General features: G+C 40.9%; 18 protein-coding genes. All 18 read right to left on the bottom strand.

Annotated features, from left to right (window positions below; genetic code table 11):
• Positions 1-8: 8 nt before the first annotated feature.
• The 18 genes from dxr to flhA all read right to left on the bottom strand — a co-directional run bounded on the left by dxr (position 9) and on the right by flhA (position 16,505).
• Positions 9-1,154 (bottom strand): 1-deoxy-D-xylulose-5-phosphate reductoisomerase, encoded by a 1,146-nt coding sequence (gene dxr / locus GJU41_RS06930; RefSeq protein WP_070877280.1) that lies wholly within the window; start codon positions 1,152-1,154, stop codon positions 9-11.
• A 36-nt stretch (positions 1,155-1,190) separates the two neighbouring features.
• Positions 1,191-1,985, bottom strand: a complete 795-nt coding sequence (locus GJU41_RS06925; protein ID WP_070877279.1) for a phosphatidate cytidylyltransferase — start codon at positions 1,983-1,985, stop codon at positions 1,191-1,193.
• 15 nt (positions 1,986-2,000) lie between these two features.
• On the bottom strand, positions 2,001-2,774 hold the full coding sequence (gene uppS, locus GJU41_RS06920; protein WP_070877278.1) for an undecaprenyl pyrophosphate synthase: 774 nt from the start codon (positions 2,772-2,774) through the stop codon (positions 2,001-2,003).
• A 124-nt stretch (positions 2,775-2,898) separates the two neighbouring features.
• Positions 2,899-3,456: a ribosome recycling factor gene (gene frr / locus GJU41_RS06915; protein ID WP_070877277.1), complete on the bottom strand. Its 558-nt coding sequence runs from the start codon at positions 3,454-3,456 to the stop codon at positions 2,899-2,901.
• Positions 3,457-3,458: 2 nt separating this feature from the next.
• Entirely contained in the window at positions 3,459-4,181 is a 723-nt protein-coding gene (gene pyrH, locus GJU41_RS06910; protein WP_070877276.1) for a UMP kinase, read from the bottom strand.
• 148 nt (positions 4,182-4,329) lie between these two features.
• Positions 4,330-5,211, bottom strand: coding sequence for a translation elongation factor Ts (gene tsf / locus GJU41_RS06905; protein WP_154318202.1), 882 nt, complete (start codon positions 5,209-5,211; stop codon positions 4,330-4,332).
• 172 nt (positions 5,212-5,383) lie between these two features.
• A complete protein-coding gene (gene rpsB / locus GJU41_RS06900; RefSeq protein ID WP_029281282.1) occupies positions 5,384-6,082 on the bottom strand; it encodes a 30S ribosomal protein S2 in 699 nt (232 codons plus the stop codon).
• Between the two features lie 152 nt (positions 6,083-6,234).
• Complete coding sequence (locus GJU41_RS06895; RefSeq protein WP_070877274.1) at positions 6,235-6,708, bottom strand: DUF6115 domain-containing protein; 474 nt, start codon at positions 6,706-6,708, stop codon at positions 6,235-6,237.
• On the bottom strand, positions 6,705-6,845 hold the full coding sequence (locus GJU41_RS06890; RefSeq protein WP_154318201.1) for a hypothetical protein: 141 nt from the start codon (positions 6,843-6,845) through the stop codon (positions 6,705-6,707). Before GJU41_RS06890 ends, GJU41_RS06895 begins: the two co-directional genes overlap by 4 nt.
• Before the next feature lie 149 nt (positions 6,846-6,994).
• Entirely contained in the window at positions 6,995-7,762 is a 768-nt protein-coding gene (locus GJU41_RS06885) for a FliA/WhiG family RNA polymerase sigma factor (protein ID WP_070877529.1), read from the bottom strand.
• Positions 7,763-7,810: 48 nt separating this feature from the next.
• Positions 7,811-8,308 (bottom strand): chemotaxis protein CheD, encoded by a 498-nt coding sequence (locus GJU41_RS06880; RefSeq protein WP_070877273.1) that lies wholly within the window; start codon positions 8,306-8,308, stop codon positions 7,811-7,813.
• Positions 8,309-8,312: 4 nt separating this feature from the next.
• A complete protein-coding gene (locus GJU41_RS06875) occupies positions 8,313-8,942 on the bottom strand; it encodes a chemotaxis protein CheC (protein WP_070877272.1) in 630 nt (209 codons plus the stop codon).
• A gap of 11 nt (positions 8,943-8,953) precedes the next feature.
• Positions 8,954-9,415, bottom strand: a complete 462-nt coding sequence (locus GJU41_RS06870; RefSeq protein WP_070877271.1) for a chemotaxis protein CheW — start codon at positions 9,413-9,415, stop codon at positions 8,954-8,956.
• Positions 9,416-9,442: 27 nt separating this feature from the next.
• Positions 9,443-11,443, bottom strand: a complete 2,001-nt coding sequence (locus tag GJU41_RS06865; RefSeq protein ID WP_070877270.1) for a chemotaxis protein CheA — start codon at positions 11,441-11,443, stop codon at positions 9,443-9,445.
• A gap of 15 nt (positions 11,444-11,458) precedes the next feature.
• The gene (locus tag GJU41_RS06860; protein WP_070877269.1) at positions 11,459-12,505 is read right to left on the bottom strand and encodes a protein-glutamate methylesterase/protein-glutamine glutaminase; all 1,047 of its coding nucleotides are present in this window, start codon (positions 12,503-12,505) and stop codon (positions 11,459-11,461) included.
• Positions 12,506-13,375: a MinD/ParA family protein gene (locus tag GJU41_RS06855; RefSeq protein WP_154318199.1), complete on the bottom strand. Its 870-nt coding sequence runs from the start codon at positions 13,373-13,375 to the stop codon at positions 12,506-12,508.
• Positions 13,375-14,475 (bottom strand): flagellar biosynthesis GTPase FlhF, encoded by a 1,101-nt coding sequence (gene flhF / locus GJU41_RS06850; RefSeq protein ID WP_070877267.1) that lies wholly within the window; start codon positions 14,473-14,475, stop codon positions 13,375-13,377. The genes GJU41_RS06855 and flhF overlap by 1 nt, the downstream gene beginning before the upstream one ends.
• Entirely contained in the window at positions 14,472-16,505 is a 2,034-nt protein-coding gene (gene flhA / locus GJU41_RS06845; RefSeq protein ID WP_154318198.1) for a flagellar biosynthesis protein FlhA, read from the bottom strand. Before flhA ends, flhF begins: the two co-directional genes overlap by 4 nt.
• Positions 16,506-16,537 lie beyond the last annotated feature (32 nt).

The raw sequence follows: 16,537 nt of genomic DNA, 5'->3' as shown, positions 1-16,537 counted from the left end.
GACCACCTTTATGAATATAATGTTTGAACAAATTGTCTTGTCTCTTTGTCCACTTCTTGAATGATATGCAAATCCGGGCTTGATATCACACTATGTTTTGTTAAAGCTTTATCTATGAGATCTTCAATTTGGAGGAAGGCAATTTGTCCTTTTAAAAATGCTCCGACTGCTTCTTCGTTTGCGGCATTCAGCACAGTTGGCATTGTACCGCCTATTTTACCTGAATCATACGCAAATTGTAAGCAGCGGTATCTTTCAAAGTCCGCTTTCTCGAAATGAAGCTTGCCTACTTCCCACAAATTTAATTGCTTGGTTGATGAAAGCGGCAATCGTTCTGGATAGGATAAAGCATATTGAATGGGTACTCTCATATCAGGAGATCCAAGCTGCGCGATCACACTTCGGTCATGAAACTCTGCCATAGAGTGAATAATGCTTTCTTTATGAAGCAGTACCTCTATCTTTTCGTACGGCAAGTCAAAGAGCCAGTGTGCCTCAATCACTTCAAGACCTTTGTTCATCATAGTAGCAGAATCAATTGTGATTTTAGCACCCATCGACCAATTCGGATGATTGAGTGCCTCGTCGACTGTTACATCTGCTAACTCTTCCCGTTTTCTGTCGCGGAAGCTTCCGCCGGATGCTGTCACAATCAGTCTTTCCAGTGATTTAGGATTTTCACCCTGCAGACATTGAAAAATAGCGGAATGTTCGCTGTCAACCGGAAGAAGATCCACACCATATATTCTTGCATGTTCTGTTACAAGATGTCCGGCGGTAACCAGGGTTTCTTTATTTGCAAGCGCAATCGTTTTTTTGCATTCAATGGCTTTTAAAGTCGGCAATAGACCGACACTTCCAACAACTGCATTAACCACAATTTCAGCTTCGGAGATAACAGCTGCTTCAATAAGACCTTCGGCACCGTATGTAAATGTTATGTTCTGAAATTCTTCTTTCAGCTGTGAATATGCGTTAAAATCATTAACAGCTACAAGACTAGGAGAAAAATTAGAAATCGCTTTTCTTCCAAGCTCCAAATTACTTCCAAAAGACATGGCAACAAGCTGAAATTGATCGGGATGACATTTAATTACATCCAGCGTTTGCTGACCAATTGAACCTGTTGCACCCAATAAGCTAATCTTCTTCACCATGTCACTCCCATTCGTTTGTCACAGATAATCTATTCAGTTAAAAAACAAAAACAAGAAATGCATGATCGGCAATACAAAGATCAGACTGTCAAAGCGATCCAAGATCCCCCCGTGTCCAGGCAAAATATGCCCTGAATCTTTCACTTGATAATGACGCTTTAACGCTGATTCGGCCAGATCCCCAATTTGTCCAAAAATGGACAGCAAAACAGTAATAAGCGTGATGCTAAAATACGAATCTGCAAAGGCAGTAAAATATTGAAAGATCCAGGCGATGATGACCGCGCAGAAGATTCCTCCAATAGATCCCTCTATCGTTTTGTTTGGACTTATTTCCGGCCACAGCTTTCTTTTACCTGCTGATTTCCCGATAAAATAAGCGCCTGAATCCGTAGCCCAAATAATCAGCAGTGCATAAAAGATTGAATAAAGGCCAATGTTTCGCATTTCAATAAAATAAAAAAATCCGATCCCGATGTACATGGTTGCTATAATGGTGAACCCTACATCGTCAAAGGAAAATCTGTTCTTAGTCACCACGGTATAACATAGGAAAAACAGTACACCAAGCAATGCAATTTCTATTTTAGTTATGCTGTATTCATCTAATAAGTTTATGTAGTTACTGGGGATTAATAGAACCCAAAGCAATAATAAACTGAGCAGCCCCGGTACACTATATATCGTAATTCGCTTCATCTTCAGCAGTTCATAAAGGGCGATGGAAGCTAATAAGTATATAAAAATAGTAAAAGGAGCGCGTCCATAAATAACGGCCGGCAAAAAAACGGCCAAAGCGATTACGGCAGTTATAATTCTTTGTTTCACTCTGTCACCTTCATCTTATAAGCCGCCAAATCTTCGCCCTCTATGCTGGTATTCATCAATGGCTGCAAGTAAATGATCTTCGCTGAAGTCCGGCCAAAGCACGTCTGTAAAGACAAATTCAGAATATGCAAGCTGCCATAGCATGAAATTGCTCAGCCTGATTTCTCCGCTTGTTCGAATCAGCAAATCCGGATCTCTCATGTCTTTTGTCATTAAGTATTGTGAAAATAATGCTTCATTAATGTCTTCAGGGCTGATGCTTCCCTTCTCAACATCCTGCACTATTCCCTGAACCGCAAGAATCATTTCAGCCCGGCTGCCATAATTCAGGGCGAAATTCAGGATAAGACCATTATTATTTTTCGTATCTTCCTTTGCCTTTTGCACAGCGCGAAGTGTATGTTCAGGAATTTTTGATTCTTCTCCTATAATTCTCACTTGCACATTTTCTTCTACAAGTTCAGGAAGGAATGTTCCCAAAAATTCTTCAGGCAGCTTCATCAAGAAATCTACTTCCGTTTTTGGTCTCTTCCAGTTCTCTGTAGAAAAAGCATATAAGGTTAAGGCTTTTACTCCAAGTTCATTAGAAAGCTTCGTTATTTTTCTGACAACTTTCATGCCTTCATGATGTCCTGCAATTCTGGGAAGAGCTCTTTTTTTAGCCCAGCGGCCATTTCCATCCATAATAATTGCAATATGTTCCGGAATTTCCCGTTTCAGAATTTCTTCTTTTGAGAATTCCGATTGCTCGCGGTTAGGATTTCTCCATTTTTTCAGTTTCCCAAGCATGTGATTCCTCCATCACCATTCTGCGGTCTCATATACTGCAACAATGTTAACAGTATTAACAAAAAAACCCCCTGTAAACATTAGAGGGTCTTTTAAGCACAATTCCATTGTACAGAGTTTTTTCTTAAACTTCCATGATTTCTTTTTCTTTATCTTTTGCAATTACATCAATTTTACTGATGAAATCATCTGTTGCTTTTTGAACATTCTCATTGTTGCTGCGAAGCTCGTCTTCCGTGATTTCGCCATTTTTTTCAAGCTTTTTCAAGTCGTCGTTTGCATCGCGGCGAACATTGCGGACAGCAACTTTCGCTTCTTCAGCATATTTTTTAACAAGCTTTGCAAGCTCTTTGCGTCGTTCCTCAGTAAGTGCAGGAATAGCAAGACGAATTAAAGATCCGTCATTTGTCGGGTTTAAACCAAGATCTGATTTTAAAATTGCTTTTTCAATTTCGCCTAAGACTGTTTTGTCATAAGGCTGGATAACAAGCAATCTTGCTTCAGGAATATTGATGGAAGCTAATTGATTTACAGGTGTTGGAGCACCGTAATAGTCTACAACGATTTTATCAAGCAATGATGCATTCGCACGTCCGGCACGAACAGTAGAAAGCTCTCTGTTAAATGCAGATACTGCTTTTTCCATTTTGTCTTTCGCTTGTGATAGCACTTGTTTTGCCATGATTATTTCCCCCTTACAATAGTTCCGATATTTTCGCCTAATACTGCGCGTTTAATATTTCCTTCTTCCATAACAGAGAAGACAATAAGCGGAATATCATTATCCATACATAGTGATGAAGCAGTTGAATCCATTACTTCTAATCCTTCTTTTAAAACATCCAAATAAGAAAGTGTTTCATATTTAACAGCTGTAGAATCCTTTTTAGGATCAGCTGTATAAACTCCGTCGACATTGTTTTTTGCCATCAGAATGACATCAGCTTCAATTTCTGCAGCACGCAGTGCAGCTGTTGTGTCCGTAGAGAAATACGGATTTCCTGTACCGGCAGCAAAGATGACAACCCGTTTTTTCTCAAGGTGTCTGATTGCTTTTCTTCTTATGTACGGTTCAGCCACTTGACGCATCTCAATGGAAGTTTGAACGCGAGTTTGAATCCCAAACGTTTCAAGGCTGTCCTGAAGAGCAAGTGAATTCATGACAGTAGCAAGCATCCCCATATAGTCTGCTGTCGCACGGTCCATGCCCATCTCACTGCCGATTTTACCGCGCCAAATGTTTCCGCCGCCGACTACTACAGCAACTTCAACATCCAGTTCTGCTATTTCCTTTACTTGCTTAGCAATGGATTGAATAACGGCAGGCTTTATGCCAAAGCTGTCGTTTCCAGCTAAAGCTTCACCGCTTAGTTTAAGTACAATACGCTTATATTTAGGTTTGCTCATAATGACCTCCAAGTCTTTTCCAATAGATCTAAGTACCGTGTAAATGATTTTTTAAAAAGAGGGAACACAGATGTGTGTTCCCTGCCTTTCATTTACTCATTTCTGTCTTCTGCTGAAGCTTTAGCTTCAGCAGGCGGATCAGACTTGATTATTTTTTGACTTGGTTCATAACTTCTTCAGCGAAATTATCCTGGCGTTTTTCAATGCCTTCTCCAACTTCGTAGCGAGTAAAGCTCTTCACTGAAGCGCCTTTAGATTCTACGAATTGTTTAACTTTTAAATCAGGGTTTTTAACGAAGCTTTGCTCAAGAAGGCAAATGTCTTCGAAGAATTTGCCAAGACGGCCTTCTACCATTTTCTCAACGATGTTAGCAGGCTTGCCTTCGTTTAATGCTTGCTGAGATAATACTTCGCGCTCGCGAGTTACTTCTTCTTCGCTTACAGCGTCGCGTCCGATATATTTAGGGTTAACTGCAGCAACATGCATAGCAACATCTTTCGCAGTTTCTTCTTCAATTGTTCCTTCAAGAACAGTCAATACAGCAATGCGTCCGCCCATGTGCAGGTAAGCACCAAATGCGTCGCTGTCTGTTTTTGTCACAATTTCAAAACGGCGAAGAGTGATTTTCTCACCAATTTTTGCGATTGCAGCATTAATGAAATCAGCAACTGTTGATCCGTTATCCATTGTTTGAGTCATAGCTTCGTCAAGGCTTGCAGGTTTTTTAGCAAGCAGGTGAGAAGCAAGTGCATCAAGAAGTTCTTTGAAGCCTTCGTTTTTAGCTACGAAGTCAGTTTCTGAGTTTACTTCAAGAATAACAGCTTCGTTGCCTTCAGACTTAACAAGTGCTAAGCCTTCTGCAGCAACGCGGTCTGCTTTTTTAGATGCTGAAGCGATTCCTTTTTCACGAAGGAAGTCGATTGCTTTTTCCATGTCACCGTTTGTTTCTGTTAAAGCTTTTTTGCAGTCCATCATGCCTGCACCAGTTTTTTCGCGAAGTTCTTTTACCATTTGAGCAGTAATTGCCATGAGAGTTTTCCTCCTTATTATGTGGCCGTTTTCGGCGTTATGTATTGTTTTCATTCATAAATGAATGCTGTTTGCTTTTGCATTATTAAAGGGCGGCTCCTCCCGAAGAATGGAGCCTCTTTAAAAAAGGTGATAAAAGGCATTCCCCTCTTATCACCTTTACTTTACCTAATTAAGCAGTTGTTTCTTCACCTTGTTTAGTTTCAAGAATTGCATCAGCAATTTTAGAAGTTAAAAGCTTAACTGCACGGATTGCATCATCGTTTGCAGGGATAACGTAATCAATTTCATCTGGATCACAGTTCGTATCAACGATACCAACGATCGGAATGTTTAATTTACGAGCTTCAGCAACTGCAATACGCTCTTTGCGAGGGTCAATGATGAACAATGCATCAGGAAGACCTTTCATGTCTTTGATTCCGCCTAAGAATTTTTCAAGACGCTCAAGCTCTTTGTTAAGCTGAACAACTTCTTTCTTAGGAAGTACTTCGAAAGTGCCGTCTTCTTGCATTTTTTCGATGTCTTTAAGACGTTTGATGCGCTTTTGAATTGTTTCAAAGTTTGTTAACGTTCCGCCTAACCAGCGTTGGTTAACGAAGTACATGCCTGAACGCTCAGCTTCTTCTTTAACAGAATCTTGAGCTTGTTTTTTTGTACCAACGAATAGAATTGTACCGCCGTTTGCAGCAAGTTCTTTCGTGAATTGGTAAGCTTCTTCAACCTTTTTAACTGTTTTTTGAAGGTCGATGATGTAGATGCCGTTACGCTCTGTGAAGATGTAACGTTTCATTTTAGGGTTCCAGCGGCGTGTTTGATGACCGAAGTGAACACCTGCTTCAAGTAGTTGCTTCATTGAAATGACTGACATGATATTTCCTCCTAAATGGTTTTTGCTCCTCCGCACATATCATCTTTAGGCAAAACTGTTTTAAACAGCACCATTGCCCAAATCTATGGCGTGTGTATTAACACCAAAAATTAATATATCATAAGGATTGATCATAAGCAAGCAAAAATCGACTAGTTTTGACGGAATTTAAGCAAAAGCTCAACTTCTGTTTTCCCTTTATTTAATTCTCTCGCTATTTCCTCAGTAGAAAACCCTTTTTGATAAAGGGAAATGATCTTTTTCTCTTCTGATTCAGGCTGACCTTTTTTTATCGGGTCTGATAACTCCAGCTGATCTTCATGGGCTATTCGGAGAACCGGAAATTCCGGATCTTCCGGTTCTGACACTGATTTTTCCGGGTGAGAGCTGTTTCTACCTATATTAATATCTTTTTCCTGAGCCATTTTCATTCCGGCTATCAGTTTTTCATTCTCTTCCTTAAATTCAATCAAATAAGCTGCTAGCGATTGCTCTGCTTCTTCAAGCATGGCTGCTTGCTTTTCTTCTGATTGTTTAACTGATTGATATTTGAAATATAAAAGGGCAATAAAATAAAATCCTGCAGCATGGAGAATCATGCTGATGATCAATAGAACGGCTGTCATATATTTTTTTCACTCACTTGTTTTAAGACGTATGGCGCTTTCATTAATGAAGGCTGTTTTCGCATTGATTGTTGTTTTTCATGATAAATGTTATCCGTTCCTTGCAGCGAGAGGAACTTGCTTTCCGCGGGGAGCATGGGAGCCTCCTCGGTGTTGCCTGTGGGGTCTCCCATTTTGCTCTATTTCCCGCAGGAGTCAAGTTTATCCGTTGCAATCCACTAAAGGTTTTTATCATTTAATCCTTTTAACATTTAGTCCATTAGCAACAATATTCACGAAAAGAGACTTAATGAATGATTTTCTCAAGTAAATTTTTCAGTTTAAACAGCGCTTTAGAGTGAATTTGGGAAATGCGCGATGTCGAAAGCCTCATCACATGTCCGATTTCTGTAAGCGTCAGTTCTTCTTTATAAAATAAACTGACCACAAGCTGTTCTTTTTCAGAGAGGCCGATGATGACTTCACTTAATTGACGAATCAGCTCATCCTTCACGATTTTTTCCTCGGGAGAAATTGACTTCTCGTCTTTCAGAACCATTTTCGAATGGTGCTCCTGTTCATCGTGATCATGATTTTGGTCATCTATAGAAAGAACATTTGCAAAGAAACCCTCATTCATAATGTGAGTTACTTCATCTTCTGACATTTCAAGGTCCTTTGCAACTTCGCGGGGCATCACGTTCCGCAAATACTTTTGCTCAAGACGCTCTATACTCGCATCCACTTTTTTAGCTTTTTCTCTTGCGCTTCTCGGCAGCCAGTCTTCTTTTCTGAGACCGTCTAAAATGGCGCCCCTTATCCGGAATGAAGCATATGTTTCAAACTTTAGATCTCTTTTGTAATCAAATTTTTCAAGGGCGTCATATAAACCGATCATTCCGATGCTCTTTAAATCCTCTTTATTCACTGATTTTGGCAGACTGACTGAGATGCGCTGCACATGATAGCTTACAAGCGGCATGTATCTCTTAATCAGCGCATCGCACGCATCATTGTCGCGGCAGTGAATCCATTTGTCCCAATGCTCTTGTTCTTCGATTTTTGCTGCTTGTATCATTTTTCTCCCCTTCTGTTTTGTGATTTTTATCTTCTGGTGTGTTTTTTATATCGTTTTAGATCCTTGATTGACCGTTCTTATATGCATCATGCAGGTTGCGGGATCAAATTCGATTGTTCTCCCGCTGCTCCCCCCTACATCCATGCTGACAACGGGAATGTGCAATTGATGAAGCTGTTCGAGTACGGCTTCGACATTTCTTGGACCGATGCGCATCGTGCTGTTTGCAGAGTGAAATTGAAACATTTGCGCACCGCCTGCAAGTTTTGCTTTTAACAAACCTCGGCGTCCTCCGCATGAAATAATTTGTCTGATTAGTTCTTTGACTGCGGTGTCTGCATACTTAGAAGGATTTTGTACACCTGACTTGGCGAGAGCTGAATCCGGAAGCATAACATGCACCAATCCTGCTATTTTTCTGAACTCATCATAAAGTACAAGCCCCACGCAAGAACCAAGGCCTGAGGTGCGAATCCACTTTGGCGGCTCTACAACATCTTTTTCGGCTATTCCGACTTTTACAATCTCCACTATTTGATTCATGCTGTTATACCCCTATGGATTTGAAGAGTTTGTCAAAAGAGTCCGGGTCCGGCATCAGGAAAAAATGACCTTGAATCACTTCAGTGCTCTCATCGCCGCTTTCTTGGATAGCTGTATCAATGACAATGGCGTAATCGCTCACATGCGAGAGCTCGATCAGCCCATGTGTAATGACGGCTGCGAACATATCAATGGAAAGGCCTGGAACAGATGGATAAAGACTGAGACCTGTAAAGTCTGACAATGCAGTCAAATATGATCCCGTTACGATATTTCCGAGCTCCTTAAGGGCAGAGGTTCCGATTTCTTCCTGTTCAATATTTTCTATGTTAAACCATGGATCCTTCGTCAAATTCCGGATGAATCTTTCAGCCTGTTCAATCGATAAAATAAAATACATGGAACCCGGCAGATCCCCCTCAATTCTTAAATAAAGGCCAGCCACAGCCATTTCCGGTCCGCCTAAACGTTCTGTAAGCTCATTAAATGAAAGCAGGCTGACATCAGGAATCTTCATTTCTATTCTTTTATTTAAAAGAGCCGAAAGAGCTGTAGCCGAATGGCCGGCTCCTATATTGCCCGCTTCTTTTAAAATATCTAAATGCAGAGCTGTAAGCTGATTGAAATCATTCATACATAAGAACCTTAAGATTGAAGGGCAAACGTTTTGTCTGCTGCCAGCACTTTATTCAAATCAAGAATGATAATCAGGCGTCTGTCGATTTTTGCAATACCTTCTACATAGTCTGCCTCTACTGCACCGACAACCTCAGGAGCAGGTTCCACATCATTCAAAGCCAAATCGATGACATCATTAGCGGCATCGACGATCAATCCAACCTCAAATTGATCTAAAGAAGCAACAATTATCCTGGTACTTTCAGTAAATGGCTTCTGCTCCAGATTAAATCTTGTGCGCAAATCAATAATTGGCGTGACAATACCCCTTAAATTGATAACACCTTTAACAAAAGGCTCTGTGCCGGGAACACGTGTAAAGGTCTGTATTTTTTCAATAGAGCGCACTTTATCGACTGGAATTCCGTATTCTTCATGATTTAATTGAAAAACAATCATTTTCATTTGTTTTTTGATTGTATCCGTCATTTCTACATCCCCTATTCGATAAATAAACTATTTGATAAGAGCGTTGCAATCTATGATTAAAGCCACTTGTCCATCGCCAAGTATTGTTGCACCTGATACAGCAAAAACCGAGTTCAGGTAATGACCCAGTGACTTTAGAACAATTTCCTGCTGGCCAATAAACGAACTCACTGTCAATGCAGCCGTTTTATCTCCTTTTTTTACAATAACAATTGCAAGATGTGAGTCTTCTTCTTTTTCAGCAGGCACTTCAAAAACTTCTGAAAGGGAGATAAGCGGAACAATTCTGCCTCTGAAGTCAATGACTTTCTGATTATGTGCACTCATGACTTCATCTTTGCTGATTACGGCCGTTTCAATTATTGAAGAAATCGGAATAGCAAATGTCTCATTCGCAAGCTTAACAAGCATGACAGATATGATAGAGAGCGTGAGGGGAAGCTGAATGGAAAATAGGGAACCTGCTCCTTCTCTTGAATCGATCGAAATCGAGCCTCCAAGAGCTTCAATGGTGTTTTTGACTACATCAAGTCCTACTCCTCTCCCGGATATATCTGATATCGTTTCTGCTGTAGAAAACCCCGATGAGAAAATCAATTCATATACCTGCTTATCAGAAAGTGTCTCAGCCATTTTTTCTGATACAATCGCTCTGTCAATTGCTTTCTTTAATACTCTTTCTCTGCTGATGCCATTTCCGTCATCTTCAATCTCAATGAAGACATAATTTCCGCTGTGATAAGCTCTCAGGACGACTTTGCCTTCTTCGCGCTTTCCTTGCTTAAGGCGCGTTTCAGGCGATTCAATTCCATGATCAATGGCATTCCTTAAAAGATGTACGAGCGGATCTCCGATTTCGTCAATCACAGTCCGGTCAAGCTCCGTTTCAGCACCGTTAATCTCAAGATTGATTTTTTTATTTAAGTCTTTAGCCAGCTGTCTGATCATGCGGGGGAAACGGTTGAAAACAGTCTCAACAGGGACCATCCTCATGTTCAGGATAATCGTTTGAAGATCTCCTGATATACGCGACATGTGCTCCACTGTCTCATTTAGCTCGCTATTTTTCAGCTGCTTTGAAATCTGCTCAAGCCTTCCTCTGTCAATCACAAGTTCTTCAAAAAGATTCATGAGGCTGTCAAGTCTGTCAATATTCACGCGGATCGTTTTTGAGCTTGCTTGTACGGCTCCTTTAGAAACAGCTGCTTCTTTCTTTGCAGCCATCAGTTCGGAATTTGCAGCACTTTCCCCATGTTGACCAGGTTCTATTTCTATCAATCTTTCATCAATCGATAGCGGAGAAACATCAACAGATTGAATTTCAGACACCTTCATAATTTGTCTTTCAATCTCATTTGCAGATTCCTTTGTGACAAAAGCGAGCTGAAATTGCTGATCAAATTTTTCTTCTTCAAGCAAATCAACAGAAGGAACAGATTTTATGACTTCTCCAAGCTTTTCAGCTATTTCAAAAACCATAAAAACACGCGCTGCCTTCAAGAGACAATCTTCTCTTAATCTAATCGTCAGTTTATATGTATGAAAGCCTTGCTCTTTTGACTGCTGCAGGACAGTTCGCTCAAAATCATCGAACTCTTCCATAGTTGTGAGGGCTGATTCTTCGTCTGTATGTTCCATTTTCTCAGGTTCACCCGTTTCGATCTTTTTCAGCTTGGCAATCACGCTGTTTACATCTTTCTTTCCGTCTCCGCCTTCTGCAATGGATAAAACCATTACTTCAAGGTCATCAACAGCCTGAAAGACGGCATCAAGCAAGACATCAGATACTTGCAGTTTCTCATTGCGGATGGCATCGAGCACGTTTTCCATCTGGTGGGTCAAATTTGCTAAATCACTGTAACCCATCGTCGCACTCATGCCTTTTAATGTGTGGGCTGAACGGAAAATTTCATTAACGATGAATAAATCTGCAGGATTTTTCTCCAGTTCCAGCAGCTTTTCATTACAAGACTGCAAATGTTCTTTACTTTCTTCAATGAAGACCTCTAAGTATTGACTCATATCCATTTAAGTTTACTCCCCTTAGCCTCGAATAAATTTCATAATAGAAGCAGCAATTTCCTGTACATCTAAAACTGCATCAATTGCTTTTGTCTGAAAAGCGTTCTTCGGCATTCCAAAAACAATCGACGTTTTTTCAGATTCTGAGATGGCATGCAGATCTCCTGACTGCTTTAATTTCTTTAACCCTTCTGTTCCGTCTGCCCCCATGCCTGTCATAATAACAGCCACTTTATGAATATTTTCAAGCATGCTTATTGATTCAAATAACGTGTCAACAGAGGGTCTGTGGCCTTTCCGCGGATTTTCTTTATTCAGCCTGATGATCATCCCGTCATTATCCCCTGCAATTTTCATATGAAATCCGCCTGGCGCAATATAGGCTGTTCCATTTAAAGCAAGTTCACCATCTTCTGCTTCTTTCACATTTATGGCTGAAAGAGCATTCAGTCTTGCAGCCAAAGAAGAAGTAAATCCTTCTGGCATATGCTGTACGATAAAGACTGGTGCTTCCAGATCTTCCGGCAGCCTTGGCAAAACCTGCTGGAGAGCTCTTGGGCCGCCTGTGGAAGTTCCGATGCAGACGAGATGTTTACTGTACCTATGTACGCAAGTCTTCTTATTTAGTTTAATGGGTTCAATTTTTATAGAACTAATTTTTCTAACGCCTGAACGACTTGCCGTCTGTACTTTTTGAATTAATTCCTGTCTCACTTTATGAAGATCAAGAGAGATCGCTCCTGAAGGTTTTGTGATAAAGTCTATCGCGCCAAGCTGCAAAGATTGAATGGTATGATCTGCCCCTTCTTTTGTGGTGCTCGACAGCATAATCACAGGTTTTGGGAAATCCTCCATGATCCGTTTTAATATCTGAAGACCGTTCAGCCCCGGCATCTCGATATCAAGTGTAATGACATCAGGATCCAATTGGCCGATTTTAGACAGGGCATCTTGACCATTGCGCGCTGCACCCACCACTTCTATAAAGCCGCTTTCTTCTAAAAAGTCGGTGATCAGCTTCCTCATAAAGGCAGAGTCGTCTACTACCAGAACCCTAATCTTGGTCATTTAATAACTGCCTCCTCTGATGAATTGCGACATTTTAAAGAGAAACGAAGCAGCTTTTGGATGGATTGCCGAATCCTTTTTCCCGCGGCCCAAAAATTTAGCAGTAATCTCATGCAGTGCCCTGCTTGCGGCGCTTTTGGGAAATAATAAAGTAAATGGTATCTGTCTCAGTACAGCCTGTGAAACAAAACCGTCATCCGGCATCCATCCTGCGTATGACGATTTCATATCAAGAAACTGTTCTAATGCAGCCTTCATTCTCACAGATGTCTGATGTGCAGCTTTTGCATGATCAGCCTTGTTCACAACAATGGAAATTGGGATGCTTTTATCATGCATGCTTATCTGCTTGATGGCTGAATAGGCATCCATAATGGAAGTTGGTTCAGGTGTTGTGACCATGATCAGCTCATCAGCTGACAAAACAAATTTCAAGCTTTCCTCTGTCATACCGGCACCCATATCAAAAATGATGTAATCGTATCTTTTAAACAGCGCTTCAAGCTTAGCGGAGAAAGAATCGAATTGAGATTTCTCCATTTTGAACAAATAAGACAATCCGGTTCCTCCGCATATATAATCAAAACCTCCGGGGCCCGAATGTATCAGTTCATCCAGCTCTTTTTTTTGATTAAAAAAGTCTAAGCTTGAAGAATGGCTAGATTGCCCAATAAGGATGTCTATGTTTCCATATCCAATATCCAAATCAAAAACAAGCACACGTTTTTCGTTTTCTGCTAACTTGATAGCGAAATTGATTGTAAAATTCGATTTGCCGACTACGCCTTTTCCGCTGATGACAGCAATGGATTTTGCATCATTTTTATTCAGTTGCTGTAAATGCAGTCTTAACTGCTCTGCCTGATCCATTACCTCAAAATCTCTTCAGCTGTCAGTCTTGCGGTAGCCATCAGGATATCATCCGGAACGTTCTGCCCATTTGTCATATAGGCAACGCCTTTATCAGCAGACAGGATCAAATCATACATCGATCCTCTTGAATTGGTTTCATCAAGCTTTGTAAAAATGATTTTATCGATTTGAATGGAAGAGAAATTATCGTAAATTTCAAGCATGTCATTTAGTTTAGAAGTAACCGACAGCACGAGGAATGTTTCCACTTCTTCGGTGAAATCAATCAGCTTTTCTAAATCTGAAACAAGCTCCCGGTTCCTGAAATTCCGGCCGGCGGTATCAATAAAAACCATATCCATTTCCTTGAATTTTTCTTTTGCTCTCAAAAAGTCTTCAAGCGAATAACAGACTTCAAGCGGGGCATTTAATATTTTGGCATACGTTTTGATCTGTTCGATTGCTGCGATTCTGTATGTATCCGTAGTGATAAAGGCAATTTTTTTTTGATTTTTCAGCATGCTTTCAGCTGCGAGCTTAGCCAGTGTAGTTGTTTTTCCGACACCGGTTGGACCGACAACATTAATATATTTCTTTTGATAGGAGATTCCGCCAAACGCCAGGTGTCCCATCTTTTTCTCCATCACCTTAACTGCTTCTGAATGCAATTCAGGCGGTGATGGCTCTGGTGTGTCACCAGAATAGTCTGATAGGATGTCATTTCTGCCTGCAGAACCTACTTCTTTTTCTTGAAGAAATTGATTAAGCTTTATCAGATGAGAAGGAAGATTCTTTTGCTGTTCATTTATATTTATGGATGTCACAAGTTTTTTCAGTTCAAGAACTTCTGCCATCAAGGATTGCTCATGATTCATCTCATATGCCGCTGTTTCTGCAGGCTCGCCTTTTACGTATCCGCTTTTCAAATGACTTCTATTAATCAGCGGATCCGGATCGTGCCCGGCAATCACTTCTATCTTTTTTTTCGTAAAAAGACCAAAGACTCCACCGGTATGAACGACCTTTGAGTTTAAAATCACGGCATCATGACCAAGTTCACTTTTTATTTTTTTCATCGCTTCCTGCATATTTGGAGCAATATATTTCTTTACCTTCATGCGATATTCACCACCCCGACACTTTGAACTTCCACATTGGCCTCAAGCTCGTTATAGGAGAGCACAGGCAGCTGAGGAAAATAGCGGTCTATTAATTGTCTGACATACATTCTTACAGCCGGCGAGCATAGAAGGATCGGTGACTGCTCCTGCAGGGCTAATTGTTCGATCTCTTTTGCAATCGATTCAATAATAGCTTGCGAGATGTCCGGTTCAATAGACAGGTAATTTCCATGCTCTGTTTGCTGCACTCCTTCTGCAACAGCTTTTTCGACTCTTCCTGAAAGAGTCACTACTTTTAGCGTTTCACAAGATGAATACTGGCTTGTAATTTGTTTTGCTAATGCTTGTCTAACGTATTCTCCTAATAATTCTGTATCTGACGTCATTTTTCCGTAATCAGCTAAAGATTCAAAAATCACCGGTAAATTCCGAATCGACACCTTCTCCTTTAATAGCTTTGCAAGCACTTTTTGAATTTCGCCGATTGAAAGCGGAGACGGTGTAACCTCCTCTGCCAGAATCGGATATGACTCTTTCAAATGGTCAATAAGCTGTTTCGTCTCCTGACGCCCAAGGAGCTCATGGGCATGTTGTTTTATCGTTTCAGTAATATGTGTAGAAACAACTGACGGAGGATCAACGACGGTATAGCCGAACATTTCAGCCGCATCCTTGTTTTCTTCATTAATCCATTTGGCTGGAAGCCCAAACGCGGGCTCGATCGTATCAATTCCCTCAATGGAATCATCTTCAATTCCAGGCGCCATTGCCAAATAATGATCCAGAAGAACCTCACCTTTGGCTACTTCATTTCCTTTTAGCTTTAGCCTGTATTCATTTGGCTGAAGCTGGATGTTGTCACGTATTCGCACAACTGGAATAACAAGTCCAAGTTCAATCGCAAGCTGCCTCCTGATCATCACGATCCGGTCAAGCAGATCACCTCCCTGATTCGTGTCAGCAAGCGGAATAAGGCCATATCCAAATTCAAATTCAATGGGATCCACATTCAGCAGCTGTACGACACTCTCAGGTGTTTTCATATCATCAATCTCGACTTCCTCTTCCACTTCTTCTTCCAATTTCAGCTGATCCTGTTTCGTTTTAGAAATAAAATATCCTCCGAAACCAAATGCAGAGGCAATCGGCACTGTAACAAATAAACCAATCGGTGTAAATATTCCGAGCAGGAGAATGGTTCCTGCTGCGACATACATCATTTTAGGATAAGCAAACAATTGACTTGTAATATCTGTACCTAAATTGCCGTCAGAAGCAGCTCTTGTCACAACTATGCCGGTTGCGGTTGAAATAAGCAGCGCTGGTATTTGACTGACAATACCGTCACCGACTGTTAGCATCGTAAAGTGAGCTGCAGCATCTCCAAAACCCATGCCAAGCTGCATCATTCCGATAATGATTCCGAAAATCATATTGATAATCACGATAATGATCCCTGCAATCGCATCTCCCTTTACAAACTTGCTCGCACCGTCCATGGCTCCGTAGAAATCTGCTTCTCTGGACACTTTTTCACGGCGTGTGCGGGCCTGCTGCTCAGAAATGACGCCTGCATTTAAATCAGCATCAATACTCATCTGTTTCCCGGGCATCGCATCGAGAGTAAATCTTGCCGCAACTTCAGATACCCTTTCAGATCCTTTCGTGATAACCACAAACTGAATGATAATCAAGATAAGGAAGACAACAAAACCTACTAATACATTTCCGCCTACGACAAACGTTCCAAACGTTTCAACAACACCGCCTGCTTCTCCTTTTGATAAAATTGAACGCGTCGTGGATACATTCAGTCCAAGACGAAAGAGAGTGAGCAGCAATAATAAGGATGGAAAAATGGCAAAATCAAGGGGCTCCCTCATATTCATTGAAGTTAGTAGAACGAGAAGTGCGAGGGTTATATTCAACATGATCAGCAGGCTCAAAAGCCATGTTGGAAACGGGATAATCAGCATTGCAACAATCAATATAACGCTTAATAAAACAGATAAATCACGAGCTTGCATGGTTAACCTCTCTTTCAAACTGAACCAGTATC

This window comes from Metabacillus idriensis, assembly GCF_009674765.1.
GTDB lineage: Bacteria > Bacillota > Bacilli > Bacillales > Bacillaceae > Bacillus_P > Bacillus_P idriensis.
This window is presented reverse-complemented; position numbering and strand designations above follow the sequence as displayed.

Coding starts and splice junctions, on each gene's coding strand:
- uppS (WP_070877278.1), bottom strand. CDS start 2,774: ATGCTTGGGAAACTGAAAAAATGGAGAAATCCTAACCGCGAGCAATCG.
- frr (WP_070877277.1), bottom strand. CDS start 3,456: ATGGCAAAACAAGTGCTATCACAAGCGAAAGACAAAATGGAAAAAGCA.
- pyrH (WP_070877276.1), bottom strand. CDS start 4,181: ATGAGCAAACCTAAATATAAGCGTATTGTACTTAAACTAAGCGGTGAA.
- tsf (WP_154318202.1), bottom strand. CDS start 5,211: ATGGCAATTACTGCTCAAATGGTAAAAGAACTTCGCGAAAAAACTGGT.
- rpsB (WP_029281282.1), bottom strand. CDS start 6,082: ATGTCAGTCATTTCAATGAAGCAACTACTTGAAGCAGGTGTTCACTTC.
- GJU41_RS06895 (WP_070877274.1), bottom strand. CDS start 6,708: ATGACAGCCGTTCTATTGATCATCAGCATGATTCTCCATGCTGCAGGA.
- GJU41_RS06890 (WP_154318201.1), bottom strand. CDS start 6,845: ATGCTCCCCGCGGAAAGCAAGTTCCTCTCGCTGCAAGGAACGGATAAC.
- GJU41_RS06880 (WP_070877273.1), bottom strand. CDS start 8,308: ATGAATCAAATAGTGGAGATTGTAAAAGTCGGAATAGCCGAAAAAGAT.
- GJU41_RS06875 (WP_070877272.1), bottom strand. CDS start 8,942: ATGAATGATTTCAATCAGCTTACAGCTCTGCATTTAGATATTTTAAAA.
- GJU41_RS06870 (WP_070877271.1), bottom strand. CDS start 9,415: ATGACGGATACAATCAAAAAACAAATGAAAATGATTGTTTTTCAATTA.
- GJU41_RS06865 (WP_070877270.1), bottom strand. CDS start 11,443: ATGGATATGAGTCAATACTTAGAGGTCTTCATTGAAGAAAGTAAAGAA.
- GJU41_RS06860 (WP_070877269.1), bottom strand. CDS start 12,505: ATGACCAAGATTAGGGTTCTGGTAGTAGACGACTCTGCCTTTATGAGG.
- GJU41_RS06855 (WP_154318199.1), bottom strand. CDS start 13,375: ATGGATCAGGCAGAGCAGTTAAGACTGCATTTACAGCAACTGAATAAA.
- flhF (WP_070877267.1), bottom strand. CDS start 14,475: ATGAAGGTAAAGAAATATATTGCTCCAAATATGCAGGAAGCGATGAAA.
- flhA (WP_154318198.1), bottom strand. CDS start 16,505: ATGCAAGCTCGTGATTTATCTGTTTTATTAAGCGTTATATTGATTGTT.